The 21,990-nt window shown below is 69.7% G+C and carries 20 protein-coding genes; 12 read left to right on the forward strand and 8 right to left on the reverse strand.

Annotated elements, in window-relative coordinates:
* Positions 1-50 precede the first annotated feature (50 nt).
* Positions 51-1,172, reverse strand: a complete 1,122-nt coding sequence (gene bagB, locus MB1_RS13045) for an ATPase BagB (protein ID WP_500778533.1) — start codon at positions 1,170-1,172, stop codon at positions 51-53.
* The gene (gene bagA / locus MB1_RS13050; RefSeq protein ID WP_066908018.1) at positions 1,169-2,203 is read right to left on the reverse strand and encodes an ATPase BagA; all 1,035 of its coding nucleotides are present in this window, start codon (positions 2,201-2,203) and stop codon (positions 1,169-1,171) included. Before bagA ends, bagB begins: the two co-directional genes overlap by 4 nt.
* Positions 2,204-2,252: 49 nt before the next feature.
* Between bagA and sp36 the strand changes: the two genes are divergently transcribed.
* The 3 genes from sp36 to MB1_RS13060 are packed head-to-tail and all read left to right on the forward strand — an operon-like array spanning position 2,253 to position 3,707.
* Complete coding sequence (sp36, locus tag MB1_RS26030) at positions 2,253-2,417, forward strand: Sp36 family protein (RefSeq protein WP_169801652.1); 165 nt, start codon at positions 2,253-2,255, stop codon at positions 2,415-2,417.
* 2 nt (positions 2,418-2,419) lie between these two features.
* A complete protein-coding gene (locus MB1_RS13055) occupies positions 2,420-2,899 on the forward strand; it encodes a RidA family protein (protein WP_066907723.1) in 480 nt (159 codons plus the stop codon).
* A 4-nt stretch (positions 2,900-2,903) separates the two neighbouring features.
* Positions 2,904-3,707 carry an MBL fold metallo-hydrolase gene (locus MB1_RS13060; RefSeq protein ID WP_245650172.1) on the forward strand — a complete coding sequence of 268 codons (804 nt, stop codon included), beginning with the start codon at positions 2,904-2,906 and terminating at the stop codon, positions 3,705-3,707.
* 74 nt (positions 3,708-3,781) lie between these two features.
* Here MB1_RS13060 and MB1_RS13065 read toward each other — a convergent pair whose 3' ends face one another.
* Together MB1_RS13065 and MB1_RS13070 are read right to left on the reverse strand one after the other, a co-directional pair.
* The gene (locus MB1_RS13065) at positions 3,782-4,456 is read right to left on the reverse strand and encodes a Crp/Fnr family transcriptional regulator (protein ID WP_066908026.1); all 675 of its coding nucleotides are present in this window, start codon (positions 4,454-4,456) and stop codon (positions 3,782-3,784) included.
* Between the two features lie 233 nt (positions 4,457-4,689).
* Complete coding sequence (locus tag MB1_RS13070) at positions 4,690-4,968, reverse strand: hypothetical protein (protein ID WP_066907725.1); 279 nt, start codon at positions 4,966-4,968, stop codon at positions 4,690-4,692.
* Positions 4,969-5,127: 159 nt separating this feature from the next.
* On the opposite strand from MB1_RS13070, the gene MB1_RS13075 reads away from it, so the two are divergent.
* From MB1_RS13075 to MB1_RS13085, 3 genes are all read left to right on the forward strand, one after another.
* The gene (locus MB1_RS13075; RefSeq protein WP_245650173.1) at positions 5,128-5,760 is read left to right on the forward strand and encodes a TlpA family protein disulfide reductase; all 633 of its coding nucleotides are present in this window, start codon (positions 5,128-5,130) and stop codon (positions 5,758-5,760) included.
* The gene (locus MB1_RS13080) at positions 5,757-6,584 is read left to right on the forward strand and encodes an NUDIX hydrolase (RefSeq protein ID WP_084351686.1); all 828 of its coding nucleotides are present in this window, start codon (positions 5,757-5,759) and stop codon (positions 6,582-6,584) included. The genes MB1_RS13075 and MB1_RS13080 overlap by 4 nt, the downstream gene beginning before the upstream one ends.
* An 88-nt stretch (positions 6,585-6,672) precedes the next feature.
* A complete protein-coding gene (locus MB1_RS13085) occupies positions 6,673-7,863 on the forward strand; it encodes a MarP family serine protease (protein WP_066907728.1) in 1,191 nt (396 codons plus the stop codon).
* A 60-nt stretch (positions 7,864-7,923) separates the two neighbouring features.
* On the opposite strand, the gene MB1_RS13090 is transcribed toward MB1_RS13085, so the two are convergent.
* From MB1_RS13090 to acs, 3 genes are all read right to left on the reverse strand, one after another.
* Positions 7,924-8,862, reverse strand: coding sequence for an alpha/beta fold hydrolase (locus MB1_RS13090; RefSeq protein WP_066907731.1), 939 nt, complete (start codon positions 8,860-8,862; stop codon positions 7,924-7,926).
* A 130-nt stretch (positions 8,863-8,992) separates the two neighbouring features.
* Entirely contained in the window at positions 8,993-9,508 is a 516-nt protein-coding gene (locus tag MB1_RS13095; protein ID WP_066907734.1) for a phage holin family protein, read from the reverse strand.
* 82 nt (positions 9,509-9,590) lie between these two features.
* Positions 9,591-11,519 (reverse strand): acetate--CoA ligase, encoded by a 1,929-nt coding sequence (gene acs, locus MB1_RS13100; RefSeq protein ID WP_066907736.1) that lies wholly within the window; start codon positions 11,517-11,519, stop codon positions 9,591-9,593.
* A gap of 238 nt (positions 11,520-11,757) precedes the next feature.
* Between acs and MB1_RS13105 the strand changes: the two genes are divergently transcribed.
* The 5 genes from MB1_RS13105 to MB1_RS13125 all read left to right on the forward strand — a co-directional run bounded on the left by MB1_RS13105 (position 11,758) and on the right by MB1_RS13125 (position 17,844).
* Complete coding sequence (locus MB1_RS13105; protein WP_066907739.1) at positions 11,758-12,531, forward strand: Fic family protein; 774 nt, start codon at positions 11,758-11,760, stop codon at positions 12,529-12,531.
* 1,566 nt (positions 12,532-14,097) lie between these two features.
* Positions 14,098-15,273 carry a septum site-determining protein Ssd gene (gene ssd, locus MB1_RS13110; RefSeq protein WP_169801654.1) on the forward strand — a complete coding sequence of 392 codons (1,176 nt, stop codon included), beginning with the start codon at positions 14,098-14,100 and terminating at the stop codon, positions 15,271-15,273.
* Positions 15,270-16,448 (forward strand): TadA family conjugal transfer-associated ATPase, encoded by a 1,179-nt coding sequence (locus tag MB1_RS13115; RefSeq protein ID WP_066907745.1) that lies wholly within the window; start codon positions 15,270-15,272, stop codon positions 16,446-16,448. The genes ssd and MB1_RS13115 overlap by 4 nt, the downstream gene beginning before the upstream one ends.
* Positions 16,445-17,284 carry a type II secretion system F family protein gene (locus MB1_RS13120; RefSeq protein ID WP_066907748.1) on the forward strand — a complete coding sequence of 280 codons (840 nt, stop codon included), beginning with the start codon at positions 16,445-16,447 and terminating at the stop codon, positions 17,282-17,284. The genes MB1_RS13115 and MB1_RS13120 overlap by 4 nt, the downstream gene beginning before the upstream one ends.
* The gene (locus tag MB1_RS13125) at positions 17,281-17,844 is read left to right on the forward strand and encodes a type II secretion system F family protein (protein WP_066907750.1); all 564 of its coding nucleotides are present in this window, start codon (positions 17,281-17,283) and stop codon (positions 17,842-17,844) included. Before MB1_RS13120 ends, MB1_RS13125 begins: the two co-directional genes overlap by 4 nt.
* A gap of 202 nt (positions 17,845-18,046) precedes the next feature.
* On the opposite strand, the gene MB1_RS13130 is transcribed toward MB1_RS13125, so the two are convergent.
* Complete coding sequence (locus tag MB1_RS13130; protein WP_066907753.1) at positions 18,047-19,795, reverse strand: BCCT family transporter; 1,749 nt, start codon at positions 19,793-19,795, stop codon at positions 18,047-18,049.
* A gap of 372 nt (positions 19,796-20,167) precedes the next feature.
* Here MB1_RS13130 and MB1_RS13135 point away from each other — a divergent pair, with 372 nt between their 5' ends.
* A complete protein-coding gene (locus MB1_RS13135; RefSeq protein WP_084351690.1) occupies positions 20,168-21,940 on the forward strand; it encodes a BCCT family transporter in 1,773 nt (590 codons plus the stop codon).
* The last annotated feature ends 50 nt before the right edge of the window (positions 21,941-21,990 follow it).

Raw genomic sequence — 21,990 nt, forward strand, 5'->3', positions numbered from 1 at the left:
TTGGCGGATGTTGCCGGGGTTTCGGTAGCCGCGGGTTTTCGGACGATCGGTCAGGCCGTCAGCTGATCTCCGACCGCGCGCAACGCGGTCAGGTCCGAGACCTCGAACGGCAGCGACGGCACACCGACCACCGGCACCTGCGGGTGCGCGGCGGTGAATCGACGCAGCAGGCCCAACTCGCGCTTGGCGGTCCCGGCCCGTTCGACGTGAATGCGCAGCACACCGATGGTCAAGCGGTGATCGGCGGCAGCGGTGCGCTCCTCGGCGGCCAGCGCGTCGGCCGCGGTCGCGGCGTGATCGGCCTGCAGATCGCTCAACCGCGGATGGGTCCGATTGACCACCAACCCGGCCAGCGGCATCGACTCCGCCCGCAGCCGGTCGACGAAGAACGACGCCTCCCGCAGCGCGTCCGGCTCCGCCGAGGACACCACCACGAAGTTGGTCCCCTCCTTGCGCAGCACGTTGTAGGTCATCGTCGCGCGCTGCTGGAAACTGTCGAACAGCGAATCGAACGACTGGACGAAGGTGGACGCGTCGGCGAGCATATTGCTGCCCACCACTGTCGAGACCCCCTTCATCGCCAGGCTCATCACCCCGGTGACCATCCGACCGATCCCGCGGCCCGGCGCCATCAGCAGTCGGATCATCCGACCGTCGAGGAATGAACCGAGCCGCTGCGGCGCGTCGAGAAAGTCGAGGGCGTTGCGCGACGGCGGGGTGTCGACGACGACCAGGTCCCACTGCTCCTGACCGACCAACTGGCCGAGCTTCTCCATCGCCATGTACTCCTGCGTCCCGGAGAACGAGGTCGCGACGGTTTGGTAGAAGGGGTTGGCCAGGATCGCTTCGGCCTTCTCCGGGGTGGCGTGTTCGAGCACCATCTCGTCGAAGGTGCGCCGCATATTGAGCATCATCGCGTAGAGCTCGCCGGTCGCCTCCGGCCCGAGGGCCACCGGCTGCGGGGTGTTGTCCAACTCCTGGACGCCGAGTGCCTGGGCGAGGCGGCGGGCGGGGTCGATCGTCAGCACGACCACTCGGCGGCCCGATTCGGCCGCCCGCAGCGCGATCGCGGCGGCGGTGGTGGTCTTGCCGACCCCGCCTGCGCCACAACAGACCACGATCCGGTTGGCCGGGTTGGTCAGCATCTCCGAGACATCGAATGCGGAGTTCACTTCACGCCCTCCTCGATCATCAGGCCGGCCAATTCGTAGAGCCCGCCGAGGTCCATCCCGTCCGGCAGCTCCGGCAGCACCAGTCGCGGCGCGTCGAGCTCGGCGAGCCCCTCGGCGCTGGTGACCTGCGTCTGCAGCGTCGCGGCGTGTTCGATCGTCTCGGTCAACAGGCCCGCGAAGTCCTCGGGGGACAGTTCGATGCCCACCGAGCGCAGGTCCGCCTCGACCCGCGCGGCGTCGATCCGCCCCTCGGCCGCCTCCGCGAGTTCCTCCGGGGGCAACAACGGCCGGTGGGACCGGTTGACGATGATCGCGCCGAGGTTCATCCCCGCCTTGCGCAGGTCGGTCGCCGCGTCGACGGTCTCCTGTACCGGCAGGGCTTCGAGCAGCGTCACCAGGTGCACCGCCGTCTCCGACGAATGCAGCAGCCGCACGACTCCGTCGGCCTGCGAGCGGATCGGGCCGCCGCGGGCGAGATCGGACATCGCGCGGGTGACGTCCAGGAAGGTGTGGATGCGGCCGGTCGGCGGCGCGTCGACCACCACCGCGTCGTAGGTATGGCTGCCGTCGGGATCGCGGCGGACCACGCACTCCTTGATCTTGCCGGTGAGCAGGACGTCCTTGAGACCCGGCGCGATCGTCGTCGCGAAGTCGACCGCGCCGACGCGGCGCATCGCGCGCCCGGCGAAGCCGAGGTTGTAGAACATGTCGAGGTATTCGAGGAAGGTCGCCTCGATATCGACGGCAAGCGCGTAGACCTCACCGCCGTCCGCGGCGCTGGCGATCCGCGTCTCGGTCGACTTCAGCGGCGGAAGATCGAACAACTGCGCGATGCCCTGGCGCTCCTCGACCTCGATCAGCAGGACCTTGCGGCCACCGGCGGCCAGGGCGAGCGCGAGCACCGCGGCGACGGTCGTCTTCCCCGTGCCCCCCTTGCCGGATACGAAATGCAGGCGAGCCCGATCGGCGGCCGCCGGCCAATGGTCGCCGTCCGGCGCGGTCGAGCCGGCGGTACCCGCCTCGGGAGGGATTTCAGACACCCCACGAGATTACAAACAAGTGGCCACTAGTCTGACCAACATGAGCAATGCCACCGCGTGGGAGTACCTGACAGCACCGTTGCTGATCCACAACACCAAGCAGATCCTCGACAACTTCGGCGCCGACGGATGGGAACTGGTCACGGTTCAGCCCGGCATGTCGGCCGAGCAGTTGGTGGCCTACTTCAAGCGTCCGAAGGGCTGACGATGAGTGCCTCCGAAACCGCGGTGTCCTGGACGCGCCGCCTGCACGATCTGGGCATCGAACTGCCGCCGGTGGTTCCCCCGGTCGCCGCCTATATCCCCGCGGTGCGCACCGGCAACCTCGTCTACACCTCCGGCCAGGTTCCGCTGGTCGACGGTAAGCCCACCCACGTCGGCAAGGTCGGCGATGCGGTCGCTCCCGAGGATGCCGCCTACGCCGCGCGCACCTGCGCGCTCAACGCGCTGGCCGCCGTACACGCCCTGGTCGGTATCGACTCGGTGGTGCGGGTGGTCAAGGTCGTCGGCTTCGTGGCCTCCGCCGACGGCTTCACCGGGCAACCCGCGGTGATCAACGGGGCGTCGAACCTGCTCGGCGAGGTCTTCGGCGACGCCGGCGCGCACGCTCGATCGGCCGTCGGTGTGGCGGAACTGCCGCTCGGCGTCCCGGTCGAGGTCGAACTGATCGTCGAGATCGAGGGCTGATCCGGTGGCCGGCGATGATGCCGTCCCCGGTGGACCGATCGAGCACCCCGCCTACGGGGTGGTCCGGCCGGTCACCGACACCGCAAGCGTGCTGCTGGCCGACAACCCGGGCAAAATGACGCTCGACGGCACGAATTCCTGGCTGCTGGGCGCGCCCGGCTCCCGCGAACGCATCGTCGTCGACCCCGGTCCGCGCACCCGCGCACATATCGACCGGATCGTCGATGCGGCCGACGTGCCGTTGGTGCTGATCACGCACCGCCATCACGACCACACCGGCGGCATCCCGCGCATCGCGCGGCTGACCGGTGCGCCCGTTCGCGCGCTGAACCCGAAGTACTGCCGCGGCGGGGAGCCACTGCGGGACGGCGAGGTGATCGAGGCGGCCGGCGTCCGGCTGACCGTGGTCACCACCCCCGGGCATACCGCCGACTCGGTGAGCCTGGTGCTCGACGACGCCGTCGTCACCGGGGACACGATCCTCGGCCGGGGAACGACGGTCATCGATTCGCGCGATGGCACGCTCGGCGACTACCTGGCCTCGCTCGACCGACTGAGCGACGTCGGGGAGGGCAAGCGGTTGCTGCCCGGGCACGGTCCGGACGGCGCGGACACCGCCGAAGCGGCTCGGGCCTACCGGGTACATCGGCAGCAGCGGCTCGACCAGGTGCGCGGCGCACTCGAGACCCTCGGCGCGGACGCGTCACCGCTCGCGGTGGTCAAGCTGGTCTACGCCGACATCGACAAGCGGCTGTGGCCGGCGGCGCGACAATCGGTCAAGGCGCAATTGGACTATCTGCGCAGCTGACGGGCCAAAGGACAAAAGGCGGCGCGGTCGAGGATCCTCGACCGCGCCGCCCTTGTCGTCGTTCGTGTGCGGCGCTACCGCGCGCGGCGCGCCAGGCGCTCGGAGTCCGAGATCAGCACGCTCTTGCCCTCGAGGCGCAACCAGCCGCGGTGCGCGAAATCGGCGAGGGCCTTGTTGACCGTCTCGCGAGACGCACCGACCAGCTGGGCGATCTCTTCCTGGGTCAGGTCGTGGGTGACCCGCAGGGCGCCGCCCTCCTGGGTGCCGAACCGCTGCGCGAGGTGCAGCAGCTGCTTGGCGACACGGCCGGGCACGTCGGTGAAGATCAGATCCGCGAGGTTGTTGTTGGTGCGGCGCAGACGGCGCGCCAGAACCCGCAGCAACTGCTCGGCGATCTCCGGCCGATCCCTTATCCAGGAACGCAGCGCGTCACGATCCATGCTGACGGCGCGGACCTCGGTCACGGTGGTCGCGGTCGACGTGCGCGGCCCCGGGTCGAAGATCGACAGCTCGCCGAACATGTCGGACGGCCCCATGATCGTCAGCAGGTTCTCCCGGCCGTCCGGCGAGCGGCGGCCGAGCTTCACCTTGCCGGACACGATGATGTACAGCCGATCGCCGGGTTCGCCCTCGTTGAAGACGATGTGGCCGCGCGGGAAATCCACCGGCTGCAGCTGCTTGGTCAGCGCTGCCACCGCTGCGGGGTCCACCCCCTGGAAGATGCCGGCGCGCGCCAGTACCTCGTCCACGTCATTCTCCTTCACGTGCACAGCCTTCCTGCGCAGATGTCCCGGTCAACCGGAGATGTTGTCCCCTACAGCCGGACGGATGCCCGCTCACCATCGACTCGGTCACACCGACCCCTCCGCAGATACTACGACGTCTGCGGCGCGGTCGAGTGATCGACGCCACCGGTGGTTGGAACCAAACCGTATCGGAGGGCCGAACGTTTGTGTCTATGTGGGGGGAGTTGGCCGGAATTTCAGCTTGCGCGGCGGTCTTCTTCGGTAACCAGACCGGCCGGCAGGGCGGGGGTACGTGCCCCCGGCCGCTTGCGGGTGCGCAGCCGCAGCCGGGCGAGCGCGTTGGGGAAACCTTCGACGGCCAGCGCGGCGACATCGTCGCCACGGGCCTGGTCGAGGAATTCCTCCACTTCCTGCTCCCGGACGTTCAGGCGGGACAGTCGCGCTTCGACACGCTCCATGGACAGAGCGAAGAGCATCAGCATCATGGGAAACAGCACGACGGCAAGAGCCTGCATGGTTGCACAGTTAACACGGCCGACGAAACGAAGGGAACACTGGGGCACGGCGAGTCGGGCAGAACGTAGACTCGTGCGGATGCTCACCACCGCTGTTGTCGTCGGGGACCCGACCGTTCCCGCCGCGAACCCGGCGGTCCGGAATTCCGGTGCGCGCAGGTGAAGACCGCAAAGCCGGTGCTACCGGTCGTTGCCATCGTCGCGGTGGTCGTGATCGTGGCCGTCGTCGGCTGGATGTGGACGCGCCCGGACGCCGCCCCCGAGGCCGCTCCGGTCGCCGATGCCCCGGTGAGCGCCGAGTTGGCCGCCGCCCGCGCCACGACCGCGGTCGCCGGCTGTCCGGTCGACCCGGCGGCGACGCCGACCGGGCCCTTGGCGGGGCTGACGGTCGAATGCCTGGCGACGGGGGAGCCGATCGACGCGGGCGCCGTGGTCGCCGGCACCCCCACCCTGATCAATCTGTGGGCCTACTGGTGTGGTCCCTGCGCGCAGGAACTGCCGATCCTGCAGCAGTTCGCCGAGCGGGCGAACGGCGCGGTGTCGGTGGTGACCGTCCATCGCGACCTGCGCCCGGCCGCCGCGCTGGCCCGGTTGGACGCCTACGGGGTGACCCTCGAGGGCCTGCAGGATCCGGACGCGCGGATCGCGACGGCGGTCGGTGCGCCGGAGGTGCTGCCGGTCTCGGTCCTGCTGCGGCCCGACGGATCGGTGGCCACCGTGCACGCCGGCGTCTTCCGATCGGTCGACGAGGTCGCCGCCCTGGTCTCCGCCGAACTGGGCGTCTCGGTATGAGCGATCCCTTCGATATCGCGACCACGCCGCCCGGGGTGCCCGAGGTACCGGATGTGTCGGGTAGCTCGGGTGCATCCGGGGTGCCCGACTGGTTGCAGCCGTTGTCGGACGCGATCGATCGGGTGCGCCCCGCGCTGACCGTCGCTCGGCCGTCCACCCGCGACGAGGTCTCCGGCCCCGGCCGTCCCGCCGGCCGCGCCGCCGCAGTCCTGATGCTCTTCGGCGACGACGGGGCGCCCCCGATGGCGCCGGCGAACCCCGCGAGCGGGCATGTCGAGCTCCCCGCGACCGGGCGTGTCGGTGTTCCGTCCGGCGCCGATCTGCTGTTGCTGCGCCGCGCCGGCACCCTGCGCTCGCACAGCGGCCAGGTCGCCTTCCCCGGCGGCGCGACCGACCCGGAGGACCGCGACGCGGTGTCGACCGCGCTGCGCGAGGCGGTCGAGGAGACCGGCCTCGAGGCGGACGGCGTCCGCGTCTTCGCCACCCTCGACCCGATCTACATCCCGCCGTCGGGATTCGACGTGACCCCGGTCCTGGGCTACTGGTGGCGGCCGTCGCCGGTGCGGGCGATGGACCCGGGGGAAACCGAGACCGTCGTGCGGGTGCCGCTGCAGGAGCTGATCGACCCGACCAACCGATTCCGCGTCCAGCATCCGCTCGGGTATGTCGGTGCGGCCTTCGAGGTCGGCGGCATGTTGGTGTGGGGCTTCACCGCAGGCGTAATCTCGGCGGTGCTCGACGCGGCGGGGTGGACGATCCCCTGGCCGACCGACGATGTTCGGGATCTCGACCAGACGCTCGATCGCCTGGCTCCGGGGTCGTAATGACCGATGTCCGTGACCCTCGCCGTATGCGCGAGGCAGCAGCCGCGTGGGCGATCCCGCGGCCGATCGTGAGAGGAACGCGGCCCGAGTGAGCGGATCCCGATGGCTCGACCTCGCCGTCATCCTTCTGGCTATCCTCGCCGCGACCTCCGGGTGGCGCCACGGTGCGGTGGCGTCCGCCCTGGCCTTTCTCGGCGTGATCCTCGGTGCGGTGGCGGGCATTCTGCTCGCGCCGCGGCTGATCGCCAGCGTCGACGACGCCCGCTTGCGGATCCTGATCGGCGTCGGACTGATCGTCGCGCTGGTGGTGATCGGTGAGGTCGCCGGCATGGTGCTCGGCAGAGCCCTGCGCGGCGGCATCCGCTCCCGCGCGATCCTCTCGGTCGACTCGACGATCGGTGCGGTGTTGCACGCCGCCGCCGTCCTGGTCGCCGCCTGGCTGCTCGCCCTGCCGTTGACGTCGTCCTCGCAGCCGACCATCGCGGCGGCGGTTCGCGGATCGACGGTGCTCAGCACCGTCAACGACCTCGTTCCGCCCTGGGTCCAGAACGTGCCGGCCGAGTTCGCCTCGCTGTTGAACACCTCGGGGCTGCCGTCGGTGATCGGACCGTTCGGACGCACCCCGCTCGCGGAGGTCGCGCCGCCCGACGACTCGATCCTCTACGGCGGTATCGCCCAGCAGGTGCGGCCGAGCGTGCTGCGCATCCACGGGGTCGCCGAGAGCTGCCAGAAGGCGCTGGAGGGCTCCGGCTTCGTCGTCGCGCCGCAACGGGTGCTCACCAACGCCCACGTGGTGGCCGGCACGTCGTCCGTGCAGGTCGACAGCACCGCCGGAACGCTCGACGCCACCGTGGTGCTCTACGACCCGTCGGTCGACGTCGCCATCCTCGACGTTCCCGGCCTCGACGCCCCGGTCCTGCCGTTCTCCACCGATTCGGTTCCTTCCGGTACCAATGCGTTGGTGCTGGGCTATCCCGGCGGCGGCGACTACACCGCGAGCGCCGCGCGGGTGCGCGAACAACTGCTGCTGCGCGGGCCGGACATCTACCAGAGCGCCCAGGTCGAACGCGAGGTCTACACCGTCCGCGGCGCGATCCGACAGGGCAACTCCGGCGGACCCCTGATCGACGAGAACGGCCAGGTCATCGGGGTGGTCTTCGGGGCCGCGGTCGACAACAACGACACCGGATTCGCGCTGACCGGCGCCGAGGTGGCCGACGAGTTGGCCACCGGCAGTACCGCCGTCCAGCCGGTCTCGACCGGGTCCTGCGCGCTCTGATCGGTGTGCCCACCCGGCGGCGCCGGGTGGGCCCAGCGGTCGGGGGTGCCGGGCCGGGCCCTAGCGTTCGGTGGTCGCGGCGAAGTCGAGGATGCGCCCGCCGATCTCCTCCGGGCGTTCGAGATGGGCCCAGTGGCCGGTCCGCGGCAGATGGTCGACCCGCATCCGCGGTGCCCACGTGGCGTAATCGTCGACCGTGCGCGTGAGCACCAGCGGATCGTCGAGACCGTGCAGGTGCAGCGCCGGGCCGTCGATCTGCCGGTCCATGCGGCTCAGGAAGCGATGCCCATCGGGCCGGAAACGGCTGCGGAACGCCCAGCGCTGGTACTCGAGCGCGGCGTGCGCGACCCCGGGGATCCGGATGGCGGTGCGCATCAGGTCTGCGGTGGTACGGAATTGCGGGTCGGCCCGCCAGCTCGGTTCGGACCGCTGCGCGAGCATGCGCTCGACCCGGATACCGCGACCGCCGACCAACCGGCGTTCCGGGACCAGCGGTGGTTGGTAGCTCAGCAGCGACGGCATCAGCGCACGTGCCTGCGCCGGGTCGGTCAACACCGCGCGACGCAGCGCGATCGGATGCGGCGCGGAGATCAGTACCAGCGACCGCACCACGCGCGGGTGCAGGATCGCCGTTGCCCAGGCGGCCAGTCCGCCGTCGGCGTGTCCGACCACCGTGGCGTCGGAATATCCGAGTGACCGAATCAGCCCCGCGACGTCGCCGGCGCCGGTCCAGCCGTCGTATCCGCGCGGCGGCTTGTCGGAGTCGCCGTATCCCCGCAGATCGACAGCGACCGCACGCATACCGGCCGCACCGAGCAGCGGGAGTTGCAGGCGCCAGGTCGCCCAGAAGTCGGCGAACCCGTGCAACAGGATGATCAGCGGTGCGTCCGGATCGTCCGGCCCCGCCTCGACGACGTGCAATTTGATGCCGTTGGCCCGCACATCGCGATGCCGCCAGGGACCGTCGAAGCGCACTACAGCCGGTGACGGCGGGGTCATCGGCGGCCGGTGCCGATCGACCGACCCCGCGTCATCCGCCCCGACGTCGGTCGACCCGGGGGTCGACCGACGCCGCAGCGGTGGACGCAAGAGGGCCGGAGACGGCCAGGACGCCGGAACCACCGGGAGGTCAGAGTGATTCGCCGCGGGTGAGCGCCGGGGTGGTCGGCCCCCCGGCGCCCGGGATCACGCCCGCGGTCGCCCGCAGCGAATCGATTGTCTTCTCCGGCATCCGCAGCCGCCGCACGCGCAGGTAGCCGAAGAGTGCCAGCAATCCCGCGATCGCCACCATGATGGCGAAGACCACCAGGAAGGCGGCCCAGCGGTAGAGCCACACGTCGAGCAGTTCGGCGAGGAAGAAAAAGAAGAAGAAGGCGCTGAAGATCAGCACCGCGAGCGCCAGGACGAAGAACAGACTGCCCTGGATCCCCTTCTTGACCTCGCCGGTCACCTCGGCCTTCGCCAGGGCGACCTCGGCGCGAAAGAGCGTCGACAGCTGGGTGGTCGCGTCGCGCACCAACGCGCCGACCGAGGCCGCCCCGCCGCCGGCAACCGAATCGGCGTCGGTCAGCGGAATCGACGTGATGGTCCGGGAGGCACCATTGGTCCCCGCCGTACGCTTGTGGAAGTCCCCGCTGCCGGTCACGTTCGCCCTCGCATTCCTCGCCCGTTCTCAGGTCGATGCTTACCGCTCACACCCTAATCGACCACTTGGGCGCGATCGCCATTCAGCTACCGCGAATCGCCTCGAAAACCTTCGGATCGACCAAGGACGACGTATCGCCCAGGTCGCGGCCCTCGGCGACGTCGCGCAGCAGCCGGCGCATGATCTTGCCGGAACGCGTCTTGGGCAGCTCCGGGACGATCTTGAGATCGCGCGGTCGGGCGATGGGTGAAATGTCGGTGGCGACTTGCGCTTTGAGTTCCTTGATCAGCGCCTCGCCGGTGTTCTCGACACCCTCCCGCAGAATGACGAAGGCCACGATGCCCTGGCCGGTCGTCTCATCGCTCGCACCGACGACCGCCGCCTCGGCCACCGCCGGGTGGCCGACGAGCGCCGACTCGACCTCGGAGGTGGAGATGCGGTGGCCCGACACGTTCATCACGTCGTCGACGCGACCGAGCACCCACAGGTCGCCGTCCTCGTCCAAACGCGCACCGTCACCGGCGAAGTACCAGCCCTGCTCGGCGAAGTGCGACCAGTAGGTATCGCGGTAGCGGTCCATGTCGCCCCAGATACCGCGCAGCATCGACGGCCACGGCTTCTCGATGACCAGGAAGCCGCTCTCGCCGAGCTCCACCGGCTTGGTCTCGTCGACGACGCGTGCCGCGATGCCCGGCAGCGGGGTCTGCGCGGATCCCGGCTTGGTCGCCGTGACGCCGGGCAACGGCGAGATCATGATCGCGCCGGTCTCGGTCTGCCACCAGGTGTCGACGATCGGTGCCGAGTTGCCGCCGATCACCTCGCGGTACCAGCGCCAGGCCTCCGGGTTGATCGGCTCGCCGACCGAGCCGAGCAGGCGGATGGTCGACAGATCGTGCGCATCGGGAATCTGCCTGCCCCACTTCATGAATGTGCGGACCAGCGTCGGCGCGGTGTAGTAGATCGTGACGCCGTACTTCTCGACGATGTTCCAATGTCGGTGCTCGTCGGGGGAATTCGGCGTTCCCTCGTAGACGACCTGGGTGGCACCGTTCGACAGCGGTCCGTAGACGATATAGCTGTGTCCGGTGATCCAGCCGATATCGGCGGTGCACCAATAGACATCGGTATCGCGCTTGAGGTCGAAGACGTTGTAGTGGGTATACGACGCCTGGGTCAGGTAGCCGCCGGAGGTGTGCAGGATGCCCTTGGGCTTACCGGTGGTTCCCGAGGTGTAGAGGATGAACAGCGGGTGCTCGGAGTCGAAGGCCTCGGCGGTGTGCTCCGGCGACGCGGGGGTGACCGTGTCGTGCCACCACAGATCGCGACCTTCCACCCAGTCGACGTCCGAGCCGGTGCGGTTGACCACCAGGACGTGCTCGACCGACTCGGCGCCGTCGACGGCCTCGTCGACCGCGGCCTTGAGCGGGGCGGGCTTGCCGCGGCGCCATTGGCCGTCGGTGGTGATCACCAGTCGGGCGCCGGCGTCGTCGACGCGCTGGCGCACGGCCGCGGAGGAGAAGCCGGCGAAGATGACGCCGTGGGTCAGCCCGAGGCGCGCGCAGGCGAGCATCGAGACGATCGCCTCGGGGATCATCGGCATGTAGATCGCGACGCGGTCCCCGGCGACCAGGCCCAACGCGGTGAACGCGTTGGCGGCGCGGGAGACGTCCGCGAGAAGTTCGGAGTAGGTGATGTCGCGGCTGTCGCCTGGCTCGCCCTCCCAGTGGATGGCGACCTGGTCACCGCGGCCGTCGGCGACGTGCCGGTCGACGCAGTTGTAGGCGACGTTGAGGGTGCCCCCGACGAACCACTTGGCGACCGGGGCATCCGACCAGTCGAGTACCTCCTGGTAGGGGGTCTCCCAGTGCAGGCGGTCGGCCTGCTCCGCCCAGAAGGCGAGCGAGTCCTTCTCGGCGGCCGCGTAGAGGTCGGCCGTCGCGTTGGCCTGTGCGGCGAACTCGGGCGACGGGGGATAGGACACCGGATGGCTGGGCGAGACCGTATCGGTCATGGCTGCGGCGCTCCTCGTGCTCGATGGGTGGCTGTAAATGCGCGTATCGACACCTGCACATATGTGTGCCGGCGACGTCGAAAGTCCTCCTGGTGAGCGTAGTCACAAGGCGGACGGAACGCACCGAAGTCGACATCCTGATCGGAATCCATGGCGGTGCCGAGGGAAATCCCACCCGATTCGCCGGCAGCGGGTGCTGTCCGTTCGGGTGGGGCGGCCGCAGTAGTCTCTGCGGACGATGACTGTCCCGGCTTCCGATCCGTTGTATGCGCTGGTGTCGGCGCCCGGCATCGTCGACGCGGCCGAGCGGGCGCGTTCGGCGCTGGCCGCGGTGCACCGACACCGCTTCAATCTGCGCGGATGGTCCCGCAGCGCCGCGATCGCGGGTTCGCGCGCGGCCCGCGCGTCCGACCTGTTGGCGGCGGCCGAGCAGCCCGGTGGGGCCGGCTCCGTGCCGTCGTGGAGCGATCCGCAGGAGGTTCCGACCACGCCGGCGATCGCGGTGGCGACCGCTCTGGGCGTCGATGCGATCGATACGACCGTCGCCACCTGGCGGCGCGCCCCGCTGCAGGTCCTCGCCCGCCTGCATGTCCTGGCGGCGGGTGCCGACGCCGATCCCGCCTCGGTCGGCCGCCCCCGCTCGACGGCGGTGGCCCGCCGGCTCGACCTGCTCGCCCAACTGCTGACCGGGGCCACGGCGGCCCCGGCGCCGATCGTCACGGCGATCGCGCACGCGGAGTTGTTGTCGCTGCGGCCTTTCGGCAGCCACGACGGTGTCGTGGCGCGCGGCGCGGCTCGCCTGACGGCGATCGCCTCCGGGCTCGATCCCCACGGTTTGGGGGTCCCGGAGATCGAGTGGATGCGCCGACCCGGCGATTACCGCACGGCGCTGACCGCATATGCGGAGGGCTCACCGGAAGCGGTCCTCGAATGGGTGGAAATGTGTTGTCGGGCAATGGAAGCAGGAGCGGCCGAGGCCGTCAAGATCGCCGATTCGCTCGCGTCCGGATAGCGGCGGACAAAAAGAAAGGTGGTGGGCCCGATTACTCGGAGCCCACCACCCACGGTACAAGCATCATGCTACCAAGCGTGCTTGGTTTGGTTGCGGCGGAACCTCTTTGGTTCCGCACGGCCTCGGCGATTCGTTATCTCGCGGAACTCGCGACCGGTGGATCTTCGTGAAACGAAATCCCCACCGTTGTGCGCGGACCTCCTGTCGCTGCGCTGCCTCTTCTATGCCGTCCGAACGGCCAGATAATCGAATTCGCAGGCCCCACAACGCTTTAGCCTCATCGCGGCGTGCTACGCGTGGGTACGTGATAGATGTACCGGGATTCACGGTCGGGAGAACGATTCTTCTCTTCCGAATCGGCCTTGGCCAACCGCTTCTCCTTACATCTCCCTTTCTACCGTGTGATGCCGATCACCGCAAGGTCTTTCGTTCGATGATCGGAAATCGGCCGACCCCTGCCGTCGATCAGGTCCGCGGGTTGGCTCGGGCGGAAAGTCGGCCGCCGGCGAGGTGCCGGGCGGATCGCGGAACCGGGTTGTTCGACAGCCGGCGGATACCCGGGCGGATTCCACCGATATGCAGCCCCATCGTGTGCGATCGGCGTCGATATCGGCGAATGCCACCCGCCGGAGGTGGTCGAAAATGGTCGTGCGCGGACGGTGGCGAGGCGGCGTCGGTGAGGGTTCTGCGGCGGTGCGGCCCGGCCGGTTCCGCCGTACGACACCCGTCGGATGGCCGGCCGGCGACGGCGGACGTCCGATCGCGGCCGGATGGGACGGGCCGTTGCGGGTCCGATGAGGCGGGGTGCGGGACGGGTCGGTGGGGCGGAAGGGTCCGGCCGAGCGGTCGGACGGTTCGGTCCGGGGAGGAATCCGTGCACTCGGTCGCGGTTCGACGGCGACGTCCGGATGGCAACTCGGATGTGGTGCGTATTCACCGATGTCGCGGCGAGGGCTGCGCCCGTGCGGCCGCGGCCGGAAAGTGCGCGCCGGCGGGGAATCGCGGATCCGGAATGTCGACGGCTGCGGGGTCGCCCGTCGAGGGTGGGATCGCCGTCGCGGGTTCGAGGTGCGAGGGCCGGCCGTCCGCCCCGGTGAGTTTGAGACTTGGTTACTCATTGATGCTGTGCGGCCACGGATTTGCGATTCGAGAGCATTCAGGGGGGAAAGTCGGGCGCATTGAAAGGTTGAACTTGCAAACGCACCCTTTCCCGGGTGTACTATCAACTTGCCTGGACGGTAGTCCAGGAGTATTCAGCCCGACCCCCCGGGGCTGAACACAGACGACCCCCGCCTCCTCCCCCCTGGCGGGGGTCGTTCATTTTATCTGGACGTTGGTTCAACTTGCGACTGTTTGCTTTTCATCTATCAAAACGGGGCATCGGTCGGTTTGGCCTAATCAACAAAACCGAATGAAAGTCGTAGCGCGAATATTTCGATCGAACTCGACGCTTCGCTTCGATATACGGCGCCGGTGTCAAGTGTGTTATCCCCGGGCGCGCGGCGTTATCCACACCCCGCCGTACTCCTCTGGCGGCGCGCGTCGATCGATCGAATGATGTCCGACATGGGCAACGGATCAAAAACTGCGACAACGGATCCCGGCGTCGCGTCGGCCGTCCTGGTGGCGGTCGCCGACGCCGGTCTGCGCGCGGACATCAGACGAGCCGCCGCGGCCGCCGGCGCGTCGATCATCGAGGTGACCTCCACCACCGGTGACGGGCGAGCGGACGGGCCGGCGGATCCGGGGCAAGCCGCACCGGTGCCGTCGATCGGCCCGGTGGACTGGCGCGCCGCGCACGCGGTCGTCCTGGACACCGCGGCCGCCGAGGCGATACTGCGGGCCGGCCCGGTTCCCCGCGATCGGGTGATTCTGGTGGCTGCCGGGCGTGCCGAGCTGTCGCATTGGCGGCTGGCCGGCGAATTGGGTTCCGCCGGCGTACTGGTGCTGCCCCGCGACGACGCGCAACTGGCGCGGCTGCTGGCCGCCGGGACGGAACGCGCCGCGGGCGGCGGCCTCGTCGCGGTCGTCGGCGCCCGCGGCGGGGCGGGTGCGTCCTGCTTCGCGGTCGCCCTGGCCCGCGCCTGCATCACCCCCACCTCCGGCGCGGCCGATGACCGGCGACGTGTTCTGCTCATCGACGCCGACCGGCTCGGCGGTGGGCTGGACCTGCTGATCGGATGGGAGGACCGGCCCGGCATCCGTTGGCCCGATCTGGTTGCCGAGGAGGGACGGATCGCGGCGGACGCCCTCTTCGCCGCGGTACCCGCCGGTGACGGATTGGCGGTGCTGTCCGGTGCCCGCACTACCGACGGTGCCCATCCGGGGCCAGCCGCCATGCGGGCGGTCCTCGACGCGGTGCGCGCCTCCGGTGACCCGGCGGTGGTCGACTGTCCCCGCGTCGACGATGCCGCCGCCGACCTGGCGATCGGTGCGGCCGATCTGGTGGTGGTGATCTGCCCGGCGACCACCCCGGCGATCGCCGCCGCGGGCCCGGTGATCGGCCGGCTGCGCGCGCTGACCTCCGAGATCGGGGTGGTCGTGCGGGGGCCGTCCGCTCTCGGGCGGCGGCCGAGCGAGGTCGCCGACCTGCTGGAACTGCCGCTGCTGGCCGCCATGCGCCCGGAGCCGGGGCTCGATGCGCGCATCGATCGGCAGGGCTGGACACCGCGGCGCCGGTCACCGCTGCTGATCTGCGCCGAGACGGTGGCCGATCGCCTCGGCGACCGGATCGCGCGGTGACACCCCGGCTGACCGACCAACTGCTCGATCGGGTCCGGGAGCGGTTGACCGCCGGGACCGCCGACCTCGACGCGGCGGGCGTGGCGGCTGCTCTGCGCGCCGAATCCGGCGGGCTGCTGGGCGACGCGGACCTGCTGGAGGCGCTGCGCACGCTCGAAACGGAACTGACCGGTGCCGGCCCACTCGACGCCCTGCTCGACGATCCGGCGATCACCGACGTCCTGGTGACCGCACCCGACGGGGTCTGGGCCGATCGGGGCCGCGGCCTCGAGCGCGTCGCGATCGGCTTCCCCGACGAGGCGGCTGTCCGGCGCCTGGCCCAACGCCTCGCGATCGCCGCCGGTCGTCGGCTCGACGACGCCCAACCCTGGGTCGACGGCCGACTGCCGTCGACCCCGCAGCGCACCTTCGGCGTCCGCCTGCACGCGGTGCTCCCACCGGTCGCTCCGGCGGGTACCTGCATCTCGCTGCGAGTCCTGCGACCGGCGACACAGCACCTCGACTCCCTCGTGCGCGCCGGCGCGATCGCCCCGGAAGCGGCGGAACTGCTCGACCGGATCGTCCGCGCCCGGTTGGCCTTCCTGGTCGCCGGCGGGACCGGCGCCGGCAAGACGACCCTGCTGTCCGCGCTGCTCGCCCGGGTCGATCCGGCCGAGCGCATCATCTGCGTCGAGGACTCCGCCGAGCTGGCGCCGAACCATCCCCACGTCGTGCGGCTGGTCGCCCGCCAGGCCAACGTCGAAGGTGTCGGCCGGGTCGATGTCCGGGACCTCGTACGCCAGTCGCTGCGGATGCGTCCGGACCGGATCGTGGTCGGAGAGGTACGCGGCACCGAGGTGATCGACCTGCTCGCCGCGTTGAACACCGGGCACGACGGTGGCGCCGGCACCGTCCACGCCAACAGCCCCGACGAAGTGCCGGCGCGGCTCGAGGCGTTGGCCGCGCCGGGCGGTTTGGGGCGAGCCGCATTGCACAGCCAACTGGCCGCGGCCGTGCAGGTGGTGCTGCACGTCCATCGGGAGGCCTCCGGCCGGCGGTATCTGCGCGATATCGGGGTGCTGGACCGCCGCGAGGACGACCGGGTGGTCGTTCGATCGGCCTGGGCCCCCGGCCGGCCCGACGGTCCCGGCCGCGATCGGCTCGACCGGCTGCTGGCAGCGCGGTGTGCCCGATGATCGGCGCGTTGCTGGTGGCCGCCGCCGCTCTGGCGGTCGTGTCGTTTCCGCGCCGCAGGGTCCGCCAGCCCCGTCGTCCGTCCGCCTCGCAGCTCCGTTCGATCGACTCCGCGGCGATCCTGCCGCTGGTGGTGGCGCTGATCGTGCCGGCCGTATCGCTGTGGGCCGGGTGGGCGGTCGGGGTGTCCGTGGTGGTTCTCGGCGCGACCCTGCGCGCCCGGCGGCGCGCTCTGCTGGCCGCCCGCACCCGGGAGCGCGACCAGCGGGCGACGTCCACCGGGCTCGAGGCGATGGTCGCCGAACTGCGGGTCGGGGCCGACCCGGCCGCGGCCTGCACGGCGGCCGCGGACGAGATCGCCCTCGCGATGGGTGCGGAGCGTCGCGGCTCGGGAACGGACGTCTCGGAAGGTCGCTCCGTCGGGGTGGGGGAGGTCTTCCGCCGAGCCGCGGCCGGCGCCCGCCTCGGCGGCCCGATCGCCGCCGCGTTCGCCGCCGCCGAGACCCCGGCGTTGCGCCGCGTCGGACGGGTGGCCGAGCTGACCGATCGGTACGGTCTCGAGGCCGCGGTCCTGCTCGAGGCGGTGCGCAGCGACCTGGAACGGCGGCTGCGCTTCGAGGCACGCGTGCGGTCCGCCCTCGCCGGTGCCCGGGCGACGGCCACGGTGCTGGCGCTGCTCCCGGTGCCCGGTGTGGCCCTCGGGCAGCTGATGGGGGCGCAGCCGTTCGCCGTCCTGCTGGGCTCCGGGTGGGGTGGCGCCCTGCTGGCGATCGGGGTGACCCTGGCCTGCCTGGGAGTGCTCTGGTCCGATGCGATCACCGATCGGGCGGCCCGGTGATCACCGTCCTGCTCGTGCTGGCGGCGAGCCTGCTCGCCGCGCCTGCTCCGAAGCGGATCACCGCGCCCGCCCGCCCGCGTCGGAGCTCTCCGCCGGCCCGGGAGATCGACGACCCGCTCGCCGAACCGGCGGCCTACAACCTATTTGCCGCCTGTCTGCGGTCCGGTCTGTCCGCGGAGATCGCCGGCCGCGCCGCCGCGATGGTGGCACCGACCGCGATGGCGCGCGAACTGCGGCGCTCCGCCGACCTGATCGCGCTGGGTGCCGACCCGCAGGCGGTGTGGTCCCGCCCCGATCCGGCCGGGGCGATCCGGGATCTGGCCGGGCCCGCGCGCCGCTCGGCCCGCTCGGGTGCCTCGATGGCGGCGGCGCTCGACGAACTGGCCGACCGCCGGCGCAGCGACCTCGACGAGGTCGCCACCGCCCGCGCCGAACGAGCCGGGGTACTGATCGCCGGTCCGCTCGGCCTGTGCTTCCTGCCGGCCTTCGTCTGCATCGGCATCGTGCCGGTGGTTCTCGGTCTGGTCGACGGTCTGGTCGGCGGCGGAATGCTGCCGTGATGTGGGAACGCCGGGCCGACCGGAAAACTCCGCCCCGGGCCGACCGAAAAAGGGGCGCGCGGAGGCCGGCCGGAAACGCGGCCAGGGGGTCGGTCGGAGAAACGATCGCGGCCCCACCCGAGGAGAAACTCGAGCGGGGCCGCGAACATTCATATGCCTACCGAATCGGGATGGGGCTGCCGAATCGGGTGGGTCGGGGGAATCAGGAAGGTCGATCGGAGCCGCGATCGACCACCGGGAGTTCTCCGGTGCGGCTCAGTTTCTCGTCGATATGCTGATCGACCCGGTCACCGAAGTGATCGTCGAAGTTCTCGACCAGATCGGTGGTGACCGTCCCGCCGATTTCCTCGGTGAGCACCTTTCGCCGAGCGAGCCGGTTGAGGCGTTCGGTTTCGACGTATTCGGAGTGGAATTCCTTGTACATCGCAAAACACATCGCCACCATGATCACGCTGAAAGGCAGCGCTACCAGGATGGCGCCGGTCTGCAGGGCGGCGAGGCCTCCGGCGAGCAGCAGGCTGATCGCCACCAGGCCCTCGATGACCGACCACAGCACGCGACTCCAGGTCGGCGGGTTCGGGTCGCCCCCGGAGGCGAGCATGTCGACCACCAGCGAACCGGAGTCCGACGAGGTCACGAAGAAGATCGTGACCAACACGATCGTCACTCCGGCCAGCAGGGTTCCGCCCGGCAGGTCGCCGACCAGATTGAACAGCACCGAGGGCGCCGAGACCGTGCCGTCCTCGGCGATCAGGCCGCCTTCGCCGAACAACTCGCGGTACAGCGCGCTGCCGCCCAGGACCGAGAACCACACCATCGACACCAGCGTCGGCACCAGCAGGACGCCGAAGACAAATTCGCGAACGGTGCGGCCACGCGAGATGCGGGCGATGAAGATGCCCACGAACGGTGCCCACGACATCCACCATCCCCAGTAGAAGGTGGTCCACCAGCCCTGCCACTGCTGCCCGTCGGCGCCGAAGAAGGCGCTGGTGTCGAAGCTCAACGGGATGATGCCGAACAGGTAGCCGCCGATGTTTTCGACGAACGACCGCAGGATGAACAGGGTCGGGCCCAGCAGCAGCAGCGCCACGACGAACAGCGCGGCCAGGCCGAGGTTGAAGTTCGACAGCCACTTGATGCCCTTGTCCAGACCGGACACCACCGACAGCGTCGCGATCGCGGTGATCACCACGATCAGCACCACCAGGACGGTGTTGTTCGCCTGATCGACGACGCCGAGGTATTCGAGGCCCGCGGCGATCTGTGAGACGCCCAGACCCAGCGAGGTCGCCACGCCGGCGACGGTTCCGATGATCGCGACCACGTCGATGATGTCGCCGGCGGTGCCTTTGACCCGATCGCCGAGCAGCGGCTCGAGCACCCAGCGCAGGGAGACCGAGCGTCCACGACGGTGGATGGCGTACGCCAGGGCGAGCCCGACGACCACGTAGATCGCCCATGCGTGCAGACCCCAGTGCAGGAAGGTTTGTGCCATCGCCTCCTGGGCCAGCTCGATGTCATCGCCCTCGACTCCGGGTTTCGGGGCGGCGTAGAAGCTCAGCGGCTCGGCCGCACCCCAGAAGACCAGGCCGATGCCCATACCGGCGGCGAACAACATGACGAACCACTGCAGGAAGCTGTAGTCGGCCGGAGCATCGTCGGGGCCGAGCTTGATATCGCCGAACCTCCCGGCGCCGACCCAGATCGAGAACAGCACGAAGCCGGTGACGATCAGGGTGTAGTACCACCCGAACGTCCCGATGACGTTGTCCTGCAACGCCTGAAGTACTTCGCCGGTGCCGTCGGCGAAGATGGTGGAGATCGCGACCACGATCGCCAGAAGGATCAGCGCCGGCCAGAAGACGCTTGGGCGGATACCGTGTCCGCCCGTCGCGGATGTCGTCGCCTCGGTCGATGATCCATCGCTCTCGGGGGCGGTTGTGCTCACGAGCCCCCTCCTCTCGTCTCGAAATCCAGGAAATGCCATAAAAGAGGCAATCCGGACAAGGGTCAAGCTGCTACGCCGAGCGATGCGAACCGGTTACGCGCGGGTGGCTCACGGGTCGGTGGGCGGCGCCGCGCGCCCGCCGGCGACATCCGGGGCAGCCGGTCGGTCATTCCGGCGAGGGGTCGGCGACTCGCGTTGCAAGTAACCGCCTTTCGTGCATTGTCCGGAGTGGCATCCGAATGGGCGGGCCCTGTGACCGAAATGATCGTGAACAAGTTGCGAACAATCGGCAGTGGGGGCAGGGTAATCCAGCAGGAGCGATCTGCTCGTGGCGTTCGGGGAGGGAGTCGGGCGACAGCTCGATGATGCGATATGACTGATGACGCAACCACCGTGCCGGGCGGAGATGGCCACCATCATCCGGCGCTGGACTCGGAAATCGATCGGCCCGACGGCGGATCCGGAATCGACACCATCGTCTTCGGCGTAACAGCCGTTGTTTCACTCGCTTTCGTCGTGTGGGGCATCTTCAGCACGGAATCGCTGGCGAGTTCGGCGTCGTCCGGCCTGAGCTTCGTCGTCCACAACTTCGGCTGGCTCTTCTCGCTGGCCGCCAGCGGGTTCGTGATATTCGTCCTGTGGTTGGCGCTCGGCAAGTTCGGGCGCATCCCGCTCGGGCGCGACGGCGAGGCACCCGAGTTCCGGACCACCTCCTGGATCGCGATGATGTTCTCCGCCGGCATGGGCATCGGTTTGATGTTCTACGGCGTCGCGGAACCGTTGTGGCACTTCATCGGTCCACCTCCCGGCACACCCGGCGGCGACGAAGCGCTCGAGACCGCGATGGCGACCACGCTGTTCCACTGGACCCTGCACCCGTGGGCGATCTATGCGGTCGTCGGGCTGGCGATCGCCTACGGGGTCTTCCGGCGCGGTCGGTCCCTGCAGATCAGCGCGGTCTTCACCCCGCTGCTCGGCGAGAAGGCCGTTCGGGGATGGCCCGGTCGGGTGATCGATATCTTCGCCATCTTCGCCACCCTCTTCGGCTCGGCGACCTCGCTCGGGCTCGGTGCGCTGCAGATCGGCAGCGGTCTGCAGGTGGTCGGCTGGGTCGGAGCGGTCGGCAACACCCTGCTGATCGTGATCATCGTGATCCTGACGATCGCGTTCATCCTCTCCGCGGTGTCCGGTGTCGCCAAGGGCATTCAGTGGCTGGCCAATATCAACATGGTCCTCGCCGTCGTGCTGGCGTTCTTCGTCTTCGTCGCCGGACCTACGGTCTTCATCCTCAATCTGATCCCGACGACGGTGGGGTCCTATCTGCAGGACCTCGCGATGATGGCCGCGCGCACCGACGCCTCCGGCGGCGAGAACATGCAGGCGTGGTTGTCGAGTTGGACGATCTTCTACTGGGCGTGGTGGATCAGCTGGACCCCCTTCGTCGGCATGTTCATCGCCCGCATCTCGCGGGGCCGCACCATCCGGCAGTTCGTCACCGGCGTGCTGTTGACGCCCAGCCTGGTCTCGCTGGTGTGGTTCGCCGTCTTCGGCGGCGCCGCCCTGAGGTTCCAGAGCACGGGCACCGATCTGACCGAGGACGGCCAGATCGCCTCGGAGAACATGCTCTTCGAGATGCTTTCGCACCTGCCGCTCGAGGGGCTCACCTCGGTGCTGGTGATCATCCTGGTGGCGATCTTCTTCGTCTCCGGTGCCGACGCCGCGTCGATGGTCATGGGTACCCTGTCCGAGCGCGGCACCCTCGAGCCCAGCCGGTGGAATGTCATCTTCTGGGGCGCGGCCACCGGCGCGGTAGCGGCGGTCATGCTGCAGATCGGCGGTGCCGATGCGTTGTCGGGCCTGCAGAACATCACGATCGTGGCGGCTCTGCCGTTCCTGGTCATCATGATCGGCATGGCCGCGTCGCTGCTGCGGGATCTGCGACACGACCCGATCATCGTGCGCGGTCGCTACGCCACGGCGGCGGTCGAGCAGGCGGTGGTGACCGGAGTGTCCGGGCACGGTGACGACTTCGCGATCGCGGTGGAGGGTACCGAGCCGGGCCACGGCGTCGGCTCGAGTATGGACGGCAGATACGAGGCCACCTCGACCGGATCACAACCGATCATCGATCCGTCCACGCCGTAACCGAAGGCCGTCGGTGCGGCCGAAAGACCACCGGTACAACCGAACGCCCG

The organism is Millisia brevis NBRC 105863 (genome assembly GCF_001552615.1).
In the GTDB taxonomy this organism is placed as follows: domain Bacteria; phylum Actinomycetota; class Actinomycetes; order Mycobacteriales; family Mycobacteriaceae; genus Millisia; species Millisia brevis.

Excerpts from the sequence above, each read along its gene's own strand:
- MB1_RS13055 (WP_066907723.1), top strand. The coding sequence starts at position 2,420 with ATGAGTGCCTCCGAAACCGCGGTGTCCTGGACGCGCCGCCTGCACGAT.
- MB1_RS13105 (WP_066907739.1), top strand. The coding sequence starts at position 11,758 with ATGACTGTCCCGGCTTCCGATCCGTTGTATGCGCTGGTGTCGGCGCCC.
- MB1_RS13120 (WP_066907748.1), top strand. The coding sequence starts at position 16,445 with ATGATCGGCGCGTTGCTGGTGGCCGCCGCCGCTCTGGCGGTCGTGTCG.
- sp36 (WP_169801652.1), top strand. The coding sequence starts at position 2,253 with ATGAGCAATGCCACCGCGTGGGAGTACCTGACAGCACCGTTGCTGATC.
- MB1_RS13070 (WP_066907725.1), bottom strand. The coding sequence starts at position 4,968 with ATGCAGGCTCTTGCCGTCGTGCTGTTTCCCATGATGCTGATGCTCTTC.
- MB1_RS13090 (WP_066907731.1), bottom strand. The coding sequence starts at position 8,862 with ATGACCCCGCCGTCACCGGCTGTAGTGCGCTTCGACGGTCCCTGGCGG.
- MB1_RS13135 (WP_084351690.1), top strand. The coding sequence starts at position 20,168 with ATGACTGATGACGCAACCACCGTGCCGGGCGGAGATGGCCACCATCAT.
- ssd (WP_169801654.1), top strand. The coding sequence starts at position 14,098 with ATGGGCAACGGATCAAAAACTGCGACAACGGATCCCGGCGTCGCGTCG.
- MB1_RS13080 (WP_084351686.1), top strand. The coding sequence starts at position 5,757 with ATGAGCGATCCCTTCGATATCGCGACCACGCCGCCCGGGGTGCCCGAG.
- acs (WP_066907736.1), bottom strand. The coding sequence starts at position 11,519 with ATGACCGATACGGTCTCGCCCAGCCATCCGGTGTCCTATCCCCCGTCG.